Genomic DNA, 16,023 nt, shown 5'->3' on the forward strand with positions numbered 1-16,023 from the left:
TATGAGTGAGCGGTATAAATTTGAACAATTTCCGTGGGACGAGTCAGGTGTAGAATTTGACGGCAAGGCGTATAATGATTTACGTTTTCTTGTGTTCTTGATGGTGTATGGTCGATATGCAAGAAAAGATGGTCAAAACCGCCCAACTGGAACATATTATAAAGATGTCTTGACAGGTGACCCAGCCCCAAGTTATAGTAATTATGGGATAGATATTGATAGTAAGGCAGGCGGATGGTCCTCCGACATTTTACAGTTCTCACAAGGTGTTAGTAGAGGGAAGTTTGGTTTTTTCGGAACCATGAAAGGGGTGGACAACTCTTACACCTCTCCCGATGACGAAAACCAAACACGATATGCATGGGAATATAGTGAGACGGGTACAAAGGCCTATGACGGTACGAGGGGGGATGTGTTTTATGCTTCAGATTCTTCCGTGCAATCTACCGCCGATAATGATGACTACGAAGATCCTTTCGGGCCAGGCTCGGTTATTCTTTGGTATGAAGAATCCTTTTCTCACTCTTATTCGGGCGTCACTAACGGCAAGTTGATCTTGTCGTATACCAATGAGAAATATCATCAACTCCGTCCTGGCACTCCTCTCCTTCTGTCCTCCTCCAATTCGGCGTGGAATAACCGTATAGTATGGGTGTCTGGTCGATTACAAAACGGCACGGATCTAGAGGTGTCTCTGAAAGATAATCGAAACAACTCCTTGACACCTCCGTCCATGTCGGGCTCAGTCTCTTGCGACTTCGGAGGAACATGGTGGGTTCTTCGTCAATGGAAAAATGCTGGATGGTTTATACACGATTCAACCAACCCTGAGTTAAATCCCAATCGACCTCCTGCTGGTGGTGACAGAGCTATGAATTCCACTGAATGGGGAAAGGCTGTCAATACATGTTTTTATCATCATTTCGATCGTAACGCGGACAGAATAGTATGTCGATGGGATTGGGATCACGGAGGACAAACTGTTCTCCCCACAGGCAGTGCCTATAGATTCAATCAAGAAAATCCTTCACACGCTTATTTACCACAGGACGTAGACTGGCGCGAACAGACGTATCCTCGTAAGTATTATGACACCGAACGCAACGAATGGATATTCAAAGGAGCTCCCGAGATAAATGCTAAGCATATAACTGACCCCAATACATTAGGGGCTCAACACCCTCAACTTCACAAATGGTATCAAACTGCTAGTAATGCAATATATGGTTCAGCATGGACGGATCAGTATTGGAAAGCAAGTTGGATCGGGAATACCATAACCACAGTGCATAGGTCGCCTGTAGATGCCAAAGGGGATGGCATAGAAGATAACCCAAGAGGCGATTGGGAGGACAGTGCAAAACTTTCTTCCTTGGCTATTCAAAATTGGGTAGAACTAGCTGCCGATATGTACGGATGGTCGGAGCCGGTTGATTTAAGTTATAAGTGGAACTGGCTGCAAGAACATTGGTCCGGAACGTGCATGCACGATGACAAAGATCCGAAGAGAACCTATGGACAAGTTTTTGGTTCGGACGGTTCGGACGGTTATATCTCAGGATGGGGAGCTTGGAATCCTGATAGAAACCAATACCAACAACAGTACGCAAATCTAAATGACGAGTATTGGGGCTGTCATGGCAGTGCTTTTGAATTTTTGCTTTGGAAACTAAGAGACACAACTAGTTTTCATTTTGATTTATACATAGACGATGGCGACACAGCGTGGAATCCCGAAGACCATTTGAAAGCGAATGAAGTTGTCGAGGGCGAAAATTCTTATCACGGTTGGTCCAATCCACCGGAGTACGATGAAGCTACCGTTTCTATCCGTCCAACTTTTGAATATAGTTTCGGATGTGTAAAGAATCAGCCTTGGAAAATGATTGCACACGAGCAGGTTACCGGAGTCACACCCGATCTTACCTTGCCCAGTGATACATTCGGGGATGGATCCAATACCGGAGGGGATAACTGGCCACAGCGTTGGAAAGAAGATGATAGTTCGAGCAGCGATGGAAAAACTCCTGTAAAGGATCAGTGCAGCGATGATTTTCTAACCACCACCCCTTCGATTAGTTTCGCAGCTTCAGATAGCTGGTCGGTTACGGCAGACGGTTCTAATAAGGTTAACATTTCTGAAGCAGCTATATCCAACGCACCCGAGGCGGGACATCAAATATGGGATGAAACGCCTACCGCCTATACCGTTATCAAAGCGGAGTACGCGGACGGTGGAGGAGTTGATCTGTACTTTGATAAGGACATGCCTTCGGGCTCTAACACAGTTTATTATAATTCATACATATCCAGTCGCCACGGAGCAAACTACGGAGACACAAATCAAAGAGGTTTCTGGGACAACCTGCTAAACATTTTAAGAGAATGCCATGACTTGCTCCATCTTTTGAAGTTTAAGGAAATACGAGCTAGCTTAGAGAATTGGAATTATGAATTAACCAGAATGGAGTATTGGGAGGGCTCTTCGGCTGAAGATGTGACGAATCAGTGGGAGAATTATATTCAACAAAATAGGCCCGCTGATCCTGCTGAATTCAGGGAAAAGGGTGTCAAGGACACGGGCAACTATCCCAGCACGTTTTGGATTGCAAAAGAATTTGGGTGGTCTGAAGTTGAATATTCCGATCCAAAGGAGTACTTAGGTGGCGTTACAAACCTTTGGCGAGAGCACATGTTCCGTCTTATTATAGACGAAGGCTGGCACAGCGACAGAGTCCCATTGCCGCAAAATACGGTTCGATGTCGATTAAAAATGCAAGCATCTGACAATGGGGATGTGCCTTATTACGACCAATATGATGACGATCCGCTGCCTTGCGGTTATATATCCCCCAAAGTAAACGTGGACGGCAAAACAACTGTTAGTCTTCCTATCGGCTCGGGTTATGACATTGTCTACCGGTATATTGACATGGAGCCGATGGGGGACGGGACCTATGAATATGTACGAATATACTTGGATCATCCAGTTACGGTTATTACTTGCGGGACCAATCCAGACGATGGCGTTCTATTCTCCCGTGCTCGTATCGAAGCCGATCCAAATCAAGAGTTCTTGGTTGAGTACCAATGGAATGACTATGACTTAGAAATTTGGGATAGAACCTATGAACTGCAAGATCAAAATCCGCAAGATCCTACCACTGATACTGACCCACCGCAGCCAACTGCTGGAATGTACAACACCCCTAAGATAACAGACCTGAATGCTGATTATTATAACGGTGACTATGGTTCACCTTATTCTGATCAGACTTACGAGCCCGATTGGGTTCTTGTAATGGAAAGCTACATAATGGAGGATCGTGGCAGCCCTCCGGTTAGTTATCAATACTCAGAAAAGTTTAATGATGGTCCCTCTCGTAGCTGGTCCACAACTATAAAATTTACACACCACTTCTTGGACAAAGACGATGTCCAGTACCAAATAGATAATAACAACGCCCGAAGCTGGCAGTACCAAGTAAAGGCTAAGGACACAAAAGGAAACACTGTTTCATCGAATTTCTATGACGTCGATTGGACGGACTGGGATGATGCGTACAGTCCTTAGTTCGAACTAGAGGCGCCTGAATGAAAGGCATGGAACGACGCATATACTTACAAACAGAAAGGCAGGTTATAGATCATGGCTAAAAAATACTGGTACGGCGGCGCGACCGACCACCTCGGCGAATGGGATTATGACAACGCAGCGGGCGGATACACCGGCAGCAACTGGCGGCTGGTCGCAGACGACACCGGCTGCGCCAAGCCCGCGGCGGGCGACGAGGTGTTCATCGACAACCGCGCAGCCTACAACGACACCGACGGCAGGTACCAGGACATCGACACCAACATCGACGCGACCGGCACCGGCACTCCCGACCTGGCAGCGGTGACGATCTCCGCCGACTACGACGGCAACATCGGAGCCGACGGCTCGTACCTAGAGCTCGAGTGCAGCGGCGACGCGGTCATCGAGGGCGAAGGCAGCGTCTATCTAAAGGTCTCGGCTGGCACCGGCGTCAACGCCGACGTCGACAGGCTCGTCGTCAATAAGGCACAGGGCACGCTCTATCTCTCCGGTGCGGAGAACGACGGCTCAAACGTCGCCAAATTCGCCGAGATACTCGCGATCTCGGGCACCCTCAGCATCGCCGACAGCACAGCGGTCGACAAACTCACCAGCTTCGAGGCGGCGACCATCTCGGCGGGCAGCGGCTGCAAAGACGTTCTCAACGGCACACTTGCCGACCTGATCATCGTCGGCGGCACCGTCACCTGGAACTCGCCCATCGACACCGTCGACATCTTCGGCGGGATGCTGCGCTGGGGATCCGACGGCGACACCGCCACCGGCCTTGACTGCAACCTCGCCAATATCTACCCGGCGGGCAGGCTGATATGGCAGACCGCGGACACGGACGTGAGCATCCTCAAAAAGTTCGTCTGCTGCGGCGGCACCCTCGACGCTCAGCAGCCGACCAACAGCCAGTATCGCAAGCAGATCGGCAGCGGTGCATCCGAGGTCTCCGAGGCGTGGTACAATTCCAACCTCCGCCTTGCCGCCCGCACGCTGTCGCTGGCAAGCGGATCGAGCATCAAAAACTACGGAGCACGCATCACCGCCCCGGCGGGCGATTCGATCAGCTTCTGAACCGGCTGAAGCACTAAAAAGAGCCCACCACTTTGCCCCCGCCCGGCGGCAGGCCGACACAACGGCCCCGCCGGGCACTTTTTTTGCCCTTTTGAAAAATTACTGCAAAAACGCAGTATTTCCTTTTGACTTACTGCGAATATGCAGTATACTATTTAATAGAGTTGGTGATAACAAGTTAATAATCAAAAAAACGAAAGGGCAAAACGATGACGACTTATGAAACACTCACAAAAGCACGCGAAGCAGCAAAAACCATTGACGGGGCAAGAATGGTAATCGAGATAGATCACGCCGCCGAAGGCAGATGCTACATCGTCACAAAGTGCAACCTCAAGATGCTCCGCAACGCACTGAGCCGCAAGCCGATGGCCGAGATCGACCGTGTTGTCGACGAGCACTGCATCACAGAGCCGACTGAGCCGAGCGAAACCGAAAAGCTGCTCGCAAAAAGGGCGAGCCTGGTATCTCGCAGCTACAGCAGTGCACACCCCGCATCAGCCGCCTACGCTGCCGCAATGCAGGCAGCAAAGGACCTTGAGGCATTCGACGCCGATAACCCCGAGATAGCAGCACAGGCAAAGCAGCAGGCCGCAGAAGCCGCAGCCGACCGCCAGGCACGCATCGAGAGCAGTGATCGCTGCCGTCGCATCCGCAATCTGGCAGACTAACCAACCAACCGCCCCGCCTCGGCGGGGCATGCTTAAAACCCCAAAAACAGGAGGTAGCAAAATGAAACTTGAATACAGATATGGCCAGCAATGTCAAGGCAGAAACCAGCGTACAGTTGCAGAAATCGAAAGCGACGACCTCGGCGAGATAGCCGACTGGCTGCAAGAGCAATTCGAGGAATATAGCGACAACAACGTAATCAGGCCGTGGGAATCTTTGCAAGACCCTGATTTACAAGACACGCTCGCGGAATACAACGAGGACATGCGGACACGGCTGACCGTTGCATTGACTGATTCGCCCGTGCCTGTTTACGAAATTTGGCACGACGGCATCGCGTATTATTACCGATATTATTGCAAAGCTAGCCTTATCTTGATGATGTATGAGCACTCGCCCGACGATTATGATTTAGTCGGGGATGATTCAGATGTTTACAATTTGGCGAAACTTTACGACGCACTCGCTCGCTACTATTGGGGTGAAAATGAGTATGAGCAAGAGCACTTGGATATCATAAATCGCAACAGGGATAAAGTTTTAAAGCTGGCTGACCCGGGCGGCGACGAAGTCGCAATGGGTGCGAATGCGTGGCAAGAGTGCATTGAGGAGGGCAATTAACATGACAACCGACAAACCAATGGGCAGCAGTTACGGACGCGAGCGAGGCGATTTGAGCGGCGCGGTATACATCGACCAGTTACGCAAATATGACCAGACCATCTGGTACGACACCCGCGATGAGGAGTTTGTCAAGTATGCGGAGAAGGCGGCGACCTGGCCGGAATTTATCGAGATATGCAACCGCCATAACCGCAATCTGACCATCTCGCCGAACCTGACTTACATGCTCTCTCGCAGTCAAACGCAGTTTCGGCAGATCGTCAAAGACGCGATGGCCGAGCAGGATTTAAAACCCTGGCAGCTCGAAAAGCTCACCGGCGTGCCCGACAGCACGATCTACCGGTTTTTGCAGGGCGCATCGCTGGGCAGCGACAAACTGCAGTTGATCCTGGAGGCGCTCGGCCTCAGCATCAGATAGCCGATCAGGTAACGCCCTTGGCGTTATCATCAACTCGGGGCACGTCCGCGGTGGGCGTGCCCTTTTTTAAAAATTTTCTTCATCCCCCGCAAACTCCACGTCGCCCGGCTCCAGCTCCTCGCCGGTGCGTATCTTCGCCTTGATCTTGAAAAAGCTGTTGGGCGTCAGCCTTACCGCCAGGAACACACCGACGTCGCCGATGTCCTGGTACGGTATGCTTGTCGAGTCCTTGTACGCCTCCATCTGCTCGCCGATGTGATCGCTGAGTCTGATTGTCCTGCGTGTTCGTGCCATGGCGGCAGATAATACCAGATATTTGGCGTATGCAAAAGACAGCAATTGACAGATTTTGACAGCAAAACACAGCACACCGCCCGCAAATCGGTAATGTTAACCACTTTGCGGGCCGATAATTCCTGTGCAAGGGAGGTTTCAACCGCCAGTTGTTATCGATTTTGCGAGGTGACCATGGACAAGCGATCAAGCGTTAGCGCTGTATCTGCGCCCAGACGAACAGACGAACGAACCGCCCGTGATCTGGACTTTGCCCGCGAACGGCTGTTGAAAAATATCCAGGAAAGACTCCGCGAAAAAGATACCCTTTACCTGATCGCCCTGCACGACTGGCTGAGCGACTAATCCCCCGCAGCGGAGACAGACAACGGAGGCACCAGCGATTCGGGCAGAGGCTCCGTTTCAGGGTATCCGGGCACTTTGTCATCCCAGACGGAAACGACGCCGTCATAGGCTGTTTCGATGCTCTCGGCCAGGCTTTCATCAGCCGATTCACTAGCGGTATAAACAGACATCAACCATACATTGCTATTGTTAAGTAACTTCACAATGTCTGATTGCTTTTTTGCTTCCCAAAATGCTGCTGTTTGCAGGTTTCCCGCAACCATCGATAAATTATTGTCAAAGTGAGAGCCCCCCCAATTGGTGACTTCTTGTTCCAACTCATCTATTTTCGGTTCTAAAATACTAAACAATCCAATACAAAGTCTTGCTGCGTTTTTCGTCTCCGGCCTGCTCATCATATCTTTGACGTGGTCAATTGGATCGTCGTCGGTCGGCTTAAAATACTCGCAGACTGAATTCCGTAAACGCGCAAATGATTCTATACGCCCTGCAAATCTCCCCAACTCCCATGTTTTCTCGACTAAAATATCCTGCTTCGCTTCAAGCCGGGTGTTCGCTCGCCTGAGCTTGTCCAGTTTGACAGCCGTCTTATCCGCATCAGCCATCCTTGCACCAATCTCGCTCTGCGTTGTCCTGGTGGTCAGCACACCGCCCAAAAATCCGCCCAAAGAGCACAACATTCCCATGATCACAAACCAGATAATCATTGCCGAACGATTCATTTTCGCCTCCTGAAGAATATTTTTAAGCAGGTAAACTATAAAAATATACCCCGAAAAGCACGCCCCCGCAAGCGGTCAACCGACCTTTTCGCGGGAAATCTTCACGCCCGCCCCTTCCGCATCCTCTTGGTCGAGCTGTTCGTTCAGCATGATCAGCTCGTTTCTAATGATTCGCTGATTAGCGATCATTTCGCTGATGCGCAGTACTTTAGCCGCAATACCCGAAGATATCATGGCAAGTGCAAAAGTTCCGGTGATGACTGATATCACGCCTGCAATTGCCCCCTCTATACCACCATCCATGGTTCCAAGCCCGACAAATGCTGTGAACGTAAGGAGCATAGCTCCCTCTAGAATAAAGAGGCCCGCCATGCTGTCATTGTCAGACGGCATTTTTACGCGACGACCTTTTTGCAACCGACCATCACTTTTTGTTGATCGCTTGGTCCGGACATGCGAGGTCCCGCACCGAGGGCACGCTGCAAGATTACCGTCATTTGGGTCCGGAAAAAATCTGTAATAACAATCCAGGCATCTAATCTGTTCAGTTTGCTCCTGCTCGTCTTCGGCCTGCGGTTCAGGTTTGGTTTGCTCGGCCACCTCGAACGAGTGCCCGCACGCCTTGCACTTTACCTTTTTGCCCGCCCAGTCTTCTCCGACCTCGTAAACCTTTTGACAGTTGCCGCATCTAACCTGCATTTTCCTTTTCCTCCAGCTTTTTGAGTCGCTGCGAGACGCCCTCCTGGTCGGCGATCATCTTTGAAAATTCCTCCCTCACCTTCTCATCGCAGCTTTTAAATGCTTCCTTCAGTTCCTGCATCTGCTCTCGTTCGTTGCCGGCGGGTTTGGGTGCCAGCTTCGTCCGCAGATCGTTGAGTTTGGCCTGGTCCTCCGGCGCGAGTACCTCAAAATGCGTCTGAGCGTCCTCGACGGCCGCCACCGCCTCGCCCAGCGGCTCGGGCTCTCGCGGCTTTTCCTCCGCATCAACGCCCGAGCGGGCCAGCTCATCACGCACGATCCCCCGCACAAGCTCCTCGAAGCCCTCACTGCCCGCCGGGGCGTGCAGCAGCATCGCCTTGACGTGCTCCGGCAGCCGCATAAACAGTTCAAGCAGTACCGTCATCAACTTCCGTCTGACCAAACCGTGCTGGTCAATGTAGGCGTTGACTTGCTCGGCAAGCCCTTTTTCTATGTCTGCCCCGAAATTTTTTTCGTTTGGTCCTCGTGCCATAAGCGCATATTACACCGACACTTAACTAAGTGTAACCTCCAATCTTCTCGTACTTCCCCAGAAATTCCCGTACTTTTTACTTGCAGCCTCTTGTATTCTCCCTTAATTATAAAATCATACTCAACGAGGAGTACTTAATCAGCGATAGGAGCTGGCCGACAAAATGACAAATTCAGGTCGCAAATCAAATTTGGAACACAGATCGGCAAAAACTTCACGGCACGGTCGTCCCGACCTTTCTTCCGCCCGGACGTTCGGCGGATCCGAGAGACACACGAACACAGTCACAATCGCTTCTCACACAGCTCCCGCCGATTCCACGGCTGCCCCCTACGCAGGCGGCCCGTGCGGCAGGAGTACTCCTCGGCCCGGCGCCGGTTCCGACCGCGCCGGGTATATTTCATTATCCCAAGTAATCAATTGTATGTACTGTTCGTCGACGATGGGCTGTCCATCGCGTGACTGCCCTGTATATATTCTACCCGACAGCAGCAGGACGCGGCGGACAAAAACCGCCGGCACGGTATAAATTAAACGAGATCGCGGCGAAAGGTCCCATAAACGCCTTCGCGAGATCGAGAGTAACAAAGATTTTTTAACCGGATTTGTCAAATCCGGCGTCGAATAAGCAAATAAACGTGCTCTTTGAAATTTAAATATGCGTGGTTTGGCAGCGCGGGGTCGCATGCAATTAATTAAAATTGTTGCCCTGCGGACCGTCTGCAACGTATAATCAGTATTGAAAATTGCGTTCAGGCGGATCGCAGCCGGTCGAAAGGAGACAGCTATGTCCAAAAAAAGACTGGTAAAATTGCGATTTCGCAAAACTAAGAGCCGTCGGGGAACCGGCGGTGCGTTCTTTTTAGATTTTAATAACCCTAAAACCGGAAAGCGTGTCCGAATCTCTCTCGGCCACGGCAGCTACGAGCGGGCAAAACGCCAGCAGCTCCGCAAGGAAGTGGAGCTGGGCAGCTTTGACGCGGGCGGGTGCGAGGGCGGCAGGCAGCGGCTCAGCGACATTATGATCGTGTACCTGCAGGCGAACAAGTCGATGGCGGCGATGACGCGTGACAAGACGATCAGGGCGTTTGATTACCTGATCGAGGTGGTCGGCGACATCATGCTCGAAAAATTCGACTACTCGCACGCCGAGGCGTTTCAGAATTTTTTCGTCGCCAAGGGCTTTGCCCCGCCGACGGTCAACAGCTACTGCAAGTCGATCTCGCCGGTGTTTTCGTGGGCGATCAGGCACCAGTGGATATTTGTAAATCCGTTCGTGTCGGTCAGCGGACTTCGCGAGGCGAAAGGCTTTGTCAGGGTCTACGAGCCGGCGGAGTTTGCCGCCCTTTGGCGGGTGGTCGATTCGGATCTGTGGCGGGCGAGGATACTGGCTGCAAAGACGGCGGGCCTGCGGCGGGCGGAAGTCTTGAATCTGTGCCGAGGCGACATCGACGAGCGAAGCGGAGTGATCCGTGTTCAGCCCAAGGCGAAGACGTCGACGACGTGGCGGTGGCGGATCAAGGATCATGATGCCCGCGAGGTGCCGTTGGTGCCGGAGCTGGCCGCCCTGCTCAAAAAGCTCGGCAATGCCCTGGACGACGATCAGCCGTATCTGATGATCAGCGGGCATGTGTATCACAACAAGCTCGATGCGAGGATGCGAGGCAGGCTTTCCGATGTGGCACGTTTGTGCCCCGACTGGCAGTTCAGTGCGGAATTTTCGCAGCTTTGCAAGTCCGCGAAAATTTCAAACGCGACTTTCCATGACTTGCGGCGAACGGTGATCACCGAGTGGCTCGAGTCCGGCCTGCAGCCTCACGAGGTGATGCAGCTCGCCGGTCACAGCAGCATCGAGACGACGATGAAATATTACACGGCGACTCGAAAAACACTGCTGGAAAAGGCCAACAAGGCGTCGAGTTTCGCCCTGGCGGGAGTGGCTTAAAAGGGGCAAAAAAACACGTGTGCCAAAAAGTGCCGTTTTCGGCACACGCGAATCATTGTCGATCCAGAAGATAACTCCTGAATCCCCAACAAGTTACAAAAATCGGGGCGACAGGACTTGAACCTGCGACCTCAGCACCCCCAGTGCTGCGCGCTAGCCAAACTGCGCCACGCCCCGATACAGGCGAGTAATTGTACCGGGTGGGTGGGGGCTTGACAATGCTTTTTTGCGCAAAAAGGCATCTTTATCTAAGTCGTTGGATTCAAGTGACTTATATCAGTTTTTGCGAATCTGGAAGTTGGAGCTTAACTGAGGCTTTTATCATGTCGAAAGATAGATTGTAAAATCAGCCTACTATTCAGGACAGGGAAATGATCGCAGAAAAAACACTTACCGAACCATTGTGGCAGGCAGCGGAAGAAGCGTTTAAGTGCATGATAATGCTGGACTTAGATCGCGTTGATAAATTGGAAAAGCTCGATGAGAACACGCCCCGGATGGTGGGTTCGATAACGTTTATGGGGGCGCTGCAGGGTGCGGTGGTTGTGCAGTGTGATCTGGATACTGCCAGGATGGTCTCGCGGAGTATGCTGATGATGGGTGCGGAGGACGAGATAAGCGACGAGGAGGTCGAGGATGCGCTGGGCGAGGTGGTGAACCTTGTGCTGGGCGGATTTAAGTCCCGTATTGCAAATGACTTAGGCGAGATACAGATCTCTGTCCCGATGGTCATTCAGGCCAAGGATCCGTCGCCTGGAGCGGGTACCGGCGGTGAAGTGGCTGACGTATTTGTCAAATCCGGCGAGCATGAACTGCAGATGTCCGTAGTTTATAAGCAGAAATAGAAGCTCGTCAGAGGTCATTTTCGGACAGGTACGCCCTGCCCTTCTCTGGGCCGTAACAACCAGTTCATGCCAGATAACCACCTACACATCTTTCGTTACCAGGCCGGATATTACGGTACAAATGTCGATGCGGCTCTGGTTACAGGTGCGGATGTGAACTATGGGTAAAAGTACCAGATGGACACTTTGTAAATAAGACTTTGGGGCAAATCGGCTGATTTGGGCGATTTTTGGGGGTGCAAAAATGGGCAAAAGTAGGGTAAAAGCGCGCGTTTTGGGTATGAAAGTGGGGTGAAAAGGGGTGAAAAGTGACAAGGCATTTCCTACCAGTCAAGTAGGAGAATTTCATGGATATATCTCCGCCGGCGCGTGGGGAAAAGTACCGTAAAGACAGTTTCACCACGAAGGCGCGAAGGGCACGAAGAAAATCTAAAGGAAGCAAGATACAAGAGTAAGGAAGTCGCAATACAACTCTATTTTATGCTGGATTCCTGCCTCCGCAGGAATGACACAAAGTGTATCCATAAAATCACTACACAAGTGCGGAATAATGTGGAGCAAGAATTCAACAGCCGCGCCTCCGACGAACTTTTTGATGGGTCCATTCTCGGCGGACCTTTTTTGTTAATATTATGCGGCTGGTGGGTGCGGTTGATGGTCGGGTAGATTCGATCGCTGCTTGCGTTTCTCCAATTGAATTTCGTAATGACCTATTTTGTTTGACAGGTCTTTCTGCATTCTCTGCGATTTCAACCATGGGGGCGCGTTTGGGGCAAATGTGCACGTTCAGGTTTCAGAATTTTTAGAATACTTTTACTTTTGCGGTCGGTCTGATTGGCGGTATAATGGGTTCCATGTCTTTTTATTATGGCAACTGCACAGCTTGCGAGAGGAGAAATCTATGACTGCACTGAACGGCCGGTCGATTTTGCTGTTTGCTTTTGTGTTTATGTTTTGCGGGAGCGGGTTTTGTGATGTGGTTGAGTCGGAAGGTAATCGCGGGGGATGGGTGAGGGTTTACAGCAATGGTAATTTCAGTGACAGGAATCCACGAATCATCATGGCCGAGGATGGGGGCCTTTATCTGGTTGTCAGTGAATCGAAATGGACGGGGAATTCTCTGACCTATAACGGGCTGTGGATCTGGAAGCTGGATGCGAATGGGCAGCGGGAGTGGGTAAAGGAGATCACAGGGCCTGAGATCGAGCACGTTCGAAGCTGGGACAGTGATGTAGTCTGCCCTGAGAAAGAACGGGTGATCGTTGCCTCGAGCGGGTCTGAAACGTGGATGATAGGTTTTGACGAGGCCGGAGAATCTAAAATTATTGGGCGGGTTGGTGAGGCAGGGAATTCTTATGCGATGCGGTCGATGGCGAAGTTGAAAGGCGGTTATCTGATATCGGGTCAGAAGATGGGGGACGAGGTTGATGCGTGGGTGACCAAGATCGATGAGACGGGTAAGACTTTGTGGGAAAAGACTTATGACCGGGGCAAGGAGGAGTTTGCGTGGTCGATGGCGGTTGGTGAGGATGGCAGTTTTGTGATCGCGGTGGACAGCGGGGAGTATGACAAGTTCGGGGCGGGGCCTTCCGAGGCACTGCTGATAAAGTGCGATAAGGACGGCAAAATTTTGAAAGAGGTGAACTTTAAGGGCAGGCATGCGGCGGTGGGGATGAGTTCGACGGGTGATTATGCGGTGTGCCATAATCGCGGTCAGTTCATGAATTTCAAGATGAGGGTGCGTGGGTATGACAGCGATCTGAATTTGAAGTGGGACGATGTGGAGCTTTATGACGGAATGGGGCTGGGCATGTATCTTATGGCGGACGGCGGGGATGGGTTCGCGGTCGCAGGGACGAAGCTTGGGGGCGGCTGCTGGGTGTGGATGGTCGGCAGCGCCGGTGAGATCGTAGAATCGAGGAAGATCGCGGATGGGCCGGCGGGTGTGGATTCTTTTGTCGGTTCAGGTGACGGGTATTTGATGGCCAGCAGTGTATCGATTGAACGGGCTTCTGCTGGGGAAGGGGCTGTTGGGCCCTTGAGAATCCTTGTGGAGGATGAGGAGGATTTGGTGGTTGCGAAGATAGTTGGCTTCTAACGGTTGGATGTGGTAGTCATGGGTTCCAGTATAGTTTTGTATTTGGGGTTTTGGCGGGGTTTATTTTGCCGGTGTTTTTGCTGGAGTAGGAGTAGTCTTTTTCGAGGCGGTAATTGTAGGTGGTGTTGGCGAACTGTGAGGCGGTGAAGCGGCCGTTGCTGTCGGTTGTGACTTCGAAGAGTTTCAGGTTGGCGTCGCGGCCTGTTGTGGGCCAGAAGTTGATCCTGATGTTTGGTTTTGGTTTGCCGGTCTTTTTGTCGATGACCGTGCCGGTGACGGTGAGGGCAGGTTCGAGGGTGAGTTTGTTGTGGGCGGTCGGGGTGAGTTCGTGTTTCGTTTTGACGTAGCCGGGTGCGGTGAAGGTGATGGAGTATTCGAGTTTGGGATCAGGGTTGACTGAGGGGATGGTGAAGCGGCCCTTCTGGTCGGTTTCTATTGTGTCGCCGTAGGAGTGTGTTCGTCCGCCGAACGGGGCGTCAATATGCAAGGAAATGGTCGCGTCTGTTATTGGGTTTCTTCGGGTGTCGAGCAGTGTGCCTTTGAGATCGACGGCGTTTTGGGGGATAGTGATGTCGTACTCGCAGATGGATCGTTTTGGGGTCAGTTTGATGGGGTCGGTGAGCCAGTAGTAGTTTCCGACAGTTACAGTGATGCCGTATTCGCCGTCGAGAGGTACGGGGCCTATGTAATAGGAGCCTTCGGTGCGGAGGTCTATGGAACCAACGGAACCGTTCAGGTTGACGATGGGGGTCTGGTGGCGGTTGTCGGGTAACGCGGGGGAGCGTTCTATTACGTGGATGCCCAGGTTTGCACGAGTCTGGTTAGGCGAGGTGTTTTTGAATTTGCCGAAGATGGCGCCTGCGGGATAGCATTTGATAGTTTGTATTGTGCTGGAAGCGGAGTTGATCTTTGCGCTGTCTCGGTAGAAGAAGAAGTTAGTATCTTTGGTGGGCTGCCATGATATCCTATTGGGCGTTGGTATTTTGATCTGGGCAGTGCCAGTTTTTATGTCGAGGGTTTCTGAATGAGCGTAGCGGGCGGAGGGGAGTTTTTTATAGGTTACTTTGAATTTGCCCGAGTCGGGGATGGGCTGAGACGGCGAGGCGGGAACGAATTCGAAGGTTACCTTGCGGGTTTCAAAGGATTCGGGTGTGGGGATATTTATGACGACGTCGCTGAGGTCGTCTTCGTCGATGTCGATGGTGTGGGAGAAGTCGCCTATCTCTATTTGCAGTTCGTGGCCGTAGTAATTTGTGATCTCGAAGTGAGCATTGTTGTTGTGGATATCAACATAGACTTTTTTGCTTACATCTGTTGAGGAATGGTAGGGAGCAAGGCGTACGTAATCTCTAAATTTAAAAAATTCACCTTTTTCGTCGTTGCTGAGTTTGCTCATATCACCTGTAATTTACCTGTTATCGACTGGAAGTCATTGAGTTTTGCAGTGACCTTGTCACCTGCCGTTATGTCAACGTAGCGTCGCTGGTAATCGGGGTGGTAGAGGAGGACGCGGTACTGTTCGCCGGGAGCGAGAGTTTTTAATTCGAAGAGGCCGGTTTCATTGGTCGTCCATTTTGGACGGTCGATGTAATAATTTCCCATTTGCTGGTATTCGTCTCCATACAAGAGTACGGCAGCGTCAGGGATGGGTTGGCCGGTCTTTTTTGAGAGGACAGTTATCTGGGTTGTCGGGGCGGGGTTTAGCTGCCAAGTATACGGTTTGTCGGGAGACAGATCGATCTTGTGTCTGGAGTCTTTAATGTAGCCGGGCGCTTCGCAGGTTAGATTTGCGGGGCTGTCGGTTGTGTGCTGTATGGCTGCGACGCCCTGTTCGTCGCTTTCGGATTTGATGGTATGACGCCAGCTCGAGTAGTCGGGCGGTTCGGGGAAGCCGCCGGTGAGTTGGACATTGGGTATGGGGCGGCCGTTTTGGTCAAGAAACTTGACAGAGGAGGTGAAGCCCCTTTTGAGTTTGAGGGTTAGATCTGTAACGGTTTGGCCGGGCGCGAATTTATAGGGGCCGAAGAATGTTATAGCATAGTCCTTTCTGGGGCGAGCCAGTATATAGAATTTCTTGAGTCGTGTAGAAAAAGAAAACTTACCATCAGAGTCAATCGCAGGCCAGGCACGATTATCTTCATAGGGACTTATTTCCAAGCTAACAGCAAC

At 51.4% G+C, this 16,023-nt stretch carries 15 protein-coding genes and 1 tRNA gene; 9 read left to right on the forward strand and 7 right to left on the reverse strand.

The window, feature by feature from the left end:
* The first annotated feature begins 1 nt into the window (after nucleotide 1).
* From STSP2_RS15325 to STSP2_RS15345, 5 genes are all read left to right on the forward strand, one after another.
* Nucleotides 2-3,574: a hypothetical protein gene (locus tag STSP2_RS15325; RefSeq protein WP_146663606.1), complete on the forward strand. Its 3,573-nt coding sequence runs from the start codon at nucleotides 2-4 to the stop codon at nucleotides 3,572-3,574.
* Between the two features lie 75 nt (nucleotides 3,575-3,649).
* Nucleotides 3,650-4,660 carry a hypothetical protein gene (locus tag STSP2_RS15330; protein WP_146663607.1) on the forward strand — a complete coding sequence of 337 codons (1,011 nt, stop codon included), beginning with the start codon at nucleotides 3,650-3,652 and terminating at the stop codon, nucleotides 4,658-4,660.
* A gap of 209 nt (nucleotides 4,661-4,869) precedes the next feature.
* Nucleotides 4,870-5,331, forward strand: a complete 462-nt coding sequence (locus STSP2_RS15335) for a hypothetical protein (protein ID WP_146663608.1) — start codon at nucleotides 4,870-4,872, stop codon at nucleotides 5,329-5,331.
* 61 nt (nucleotides 5,332-5,392) lie between these two features.
* Nucleotides 5,393-5,953: a hypothetical protein gene (locus STSP2_RS15340; RefSeq protein ID WP_146663609.1), complete on the forward strand. Its 561-nt coding sequence runs from the start codon at nucleotides 5,393-5,395 to the stop codon at nucleotides 5,951-5,953.
* 1 nt (nucleotide 5,954) lies between these two features.
* Nucleotides 5,955-6,374 (forward strand): helix-turn-helix domain-containing protein, encoded by a 420-nt coding sequence (locus STSP2_RS15345; RefSeq protein ID WP_146663610.1) that lies wholly within the window; start codon nucleotides 5,955-5,957, stop codon nucleotides 6,372-6,374.
* A gap of 66 nt (nucleotides 6,375-6,440) precedes the next feature.
* Here STSP2_RS15345 and STSP2_RS15350 read toward each other — a convergent pair whose 3' ends face one another.
* Entirely contained in the window at nucleotides 6,441-6,668 is a 228-nt protein-coding gene (locus tag STSP2_RS15350) for a hypothetical protein (RefSeq protein ID WP_146663611.1), read from the reverse strand.
* Nucleotides 6,669-6,842: 174 nt separating this feature from the next.
* Between STSP2_RS15350 and STSP2_RS17400 the strand changes: the two genes are divergently transcribed.
* Nucleotides 6,843-7,013: a hypothetical protein gene (locus STSP2_RS17400; protein WP_169853268.1), complete on the forward strand. Its 171-nt coding sequence runs from the start codon at nucleotides 6,843-6,845 to the stop codon at nucleotides 7,011-7,013.
* On the opposite strand, the gene STSP2_RS15355 is transcribed toward STSP2_RS17400, so the two are convergent.
* The 3 genes from STSP2_RS15355 to STSP2_RS15365 form a co-directional block, all read right to left on the reverse strand.
* Entirely contained in the window at nucleotides 7,010-7,735 is a 726-nt protein-coding gene (locus STSP2_RS15355; RefSeq protein ID WP_146663612.1) for a hypothetical protein, read from the reverse strand. The genes STSP2_RS17400 and STSP2_RS15355 overlap by 4 nt on opposite strands.
* 75 nt (nucleotides 7,736-7,810) lie before the next feature.
* Nucleotides 7,811-8,434 (reverse strand): zinc-ribbon domain-containing protein, encoded by a 624-nt coding sequence (locus STSP2_RS15360; RefSeq protein WP_146663613.1) that lies wholly within the window; start codon nucleotides 8,432-8,434, stop codon nucleotides 7,811-7,813.
* A complete protein-coding gene (locus STSP2_RS15365) occupies nucleotides 8,424-8,966 on the reverse strand; it encodes a hypothetical protein (RefSeq protein ID WP_146663614.1) in 543 nt (180 codons plus the stop codon). The genes STSP2_RS15360 and STSP2_RS15365 overlap by 11 nt, the downstream gene beginning before the upstream one ends.
* 787 nt (nucleotides 8,967-9,753) lie before the next feature.
* On the opposite strand from STSP2_RS15365, the gene STSP2_RS15370 reads away from it, so the two are divergent.
* Entirely contained in the window at nucleotides 9,754-10,911 is a 1,158-nt protein-coding gene (locus STSP2_RS15370) for a tyrosine-type recombinase/integrase (RefSeq protein ID WP_146663615.1), read from the forward strand.
* A 102-nt stretch (nucleotides 10,912-11,013) separates the two neighbouring features.
* Here STSP2_RS15370 and STSP2_RS15375 read toward each other — a convergent pair.
* Nucleotides 11,014-11,088, reverse strand: a tRNA-Pro gene (locus STSP2_RS15375).
* 194 nt (nucleotides 11,089-11,282) lie between these two features.
* On the opposite strand from STSP2_RS15375, the gene STSP2_RS15380 reads away from it, so the two are divergent.
* Nucleotides 11,283-11,756, forward strand: coding sequence for a chemotaxis protein CheX (locus STSP2_RS15380; RefSeq protein WP_146663616.1), 474 nt, complete (start codon nucleotides 11,283-11,285; stop codon nucleotides 11,754-11,756).
* A 901-nt stretch (nucleotides 11,757-12,657) separates the two neighbouring features.
* Nucleotides 12,658-13,854 carry a hypothetical protein gene (locus tag STSP2_RS15385; protein ID WP_146663617.1) on the forward strand — a complete coding sequence of 399 codons (1,197 nt, stop codon included), beginning with the start codon at nucleotides 12,658-12,660 and terminating at the stop codon, nucleotides 13,852-13,854.
* A 16-nt stretch (nucleotides 13,855-13,870) separates the two neighbouring features.
* Here STSP2_RS15385 and STSP2_RS15390 read toward each other — a convergent pair whose 3' ends face one another.
* Entirely contained in the window at nucleotides 13,871-15,250 is a 1,380-nt protein-coding gene (locus tag STSP2_RS15390) for a carboxypeptidase-like regulatory domain-containing protein (protein WP_146663618.1), read from the reverse strand.
* On the reverse strand, nucleotides 15,247-16,011 hold the full coding sequence (locus STSP2_RS15395) for a collagen binding domain-containing protein (RefSeq protein ID WP_146663619.1): 765 nt from the start codon (nucleotides 16,009-16,011) through the stop codon (nucleotides 15,247-15,249). The genes STSP2_RS15390 and STSP2_RS15395 overlap by 4 nt, the downstream gene beginning before the upstream one ends.
* Nucleotides 16,012-16,023 lie beyond the last annotated feature (12 nt).

The sequence above is a fragment of the Anaerohalosphaera lusitana genome (assembly GCF_002007645.1).
Lineage (GTDB): Bacteria > Planctomycetota > Phycisphaerae > Sedimentisphaerales > Anaerohalosphaeraceae > Anaerohalosphaera > Anaerohalosphaera lusitana.

What these genes read in the sequence shown, in the direction of transcription:
- STSP2_RS15330 (WP_146663607.1), top strand. Translation starts at nt 3,650, where the DNA reads ATGGCTAAAAAATACTGGTACGGCGGCGCGACCGACCACCTCGGCGAA.
- STSP2_RS15370 (WP_146663615.1), top strand. Translation starts at nt 9,754, where the DNA reads ATGTCCAAAAAAAGACTGGTAAAATTGCGATTTCGCAAAACTAAGAGC.
- STSP2_RS15360 (WP_146663613.1), bottom strand. Translation starts at nt 8,434, where the DNA reads ATGCAGGTTAGATGCGGCAACTGTCAAAAGGTTTACGAGGTCGGAGAA.
- STSP2_RS17400 (WP_169853268.1), top strand. Translation starts at nt 6,843, where the DNA reads ATGGACAAGCGATCAAGCGTTAGCGCTGTATCTGCGCCCAGACGAACA.
- STSP2_RS15355 (WP_146663612.1), bottom strand. Translation starts at nt 7,735, where the DNA reads ATGAATCGTTCGGCAATGATTATCTGGTTTGTGATCATGGGAATGTTG.
- STSP2_RS15340 (WP_146663609.1), top strand. Translation starts at nt 5,393, where the DNA reads ATGAAACTTGAATACAGATATGGCCAGCAATGTCAAGGCAGAAACCAG.
- STSP2_RS15385 (WP_146663617.1), top strand. Translation starts at nt 12,658, where the DNA reads ATGACTGCACTGAACGGCCGGTCGATTTTGCTGTTTGCTTTTGTGTTT.
- STSP2_RS15345 (WP_146663610.1), top strand. Translation starts at nt 5,955, where the DNA reads ATGACAACCGACAAACCAATGGGCAGCAGTTACGGACGCGAGCGAGGC.
- STSP2_RS15380 (WP_146663616.1), top strand. Translation starts at nt 11,283, where the DNA reads ATGATCGCAGAAAAAACACTTACCGAACCATTGTGGCAGGCAGCGGAA.
- STSP2_RS15350 (WP_146663611.1), bottom strand. Translation starts at nt 6,668, where the DNA reads ATGGCACGAACACGCAGGACAATCAGACTCAGCGATCACATCGGCGAG.
- STSP2_RS15365 (WP_146663614.1), bottom strand. Translation starts at nt 8,966, where the DNA reads ATGGCACGAGGACCAAACGAAAAAAATTTCGGGGCAGACATAGAAAAA.
- STSP2_RS15335 (WP_146663608.1), top strand. Translation starts at nt 4,870, where the DNA reads ATGACGACTTATGAAACACTCACAAAAGCACGCGAAGCAGCAAAAACC.
- STSP2_RS15390 (WP_146663618.1), bottom strand. Translation starts at nt 15,250, where the DNA reads ATGAGCAAACTCAGCAACGACGAAAAAGGTGAATTTTTTAAATTTAGA.
- STSP2_RS15325 (WP_146663606.1), top strand. Translation starts at nt 2, where the DNA reads ATGAGTGAGCGGTATAAATTTGAACAATTTCCGTGGGACGAGTCAGGT.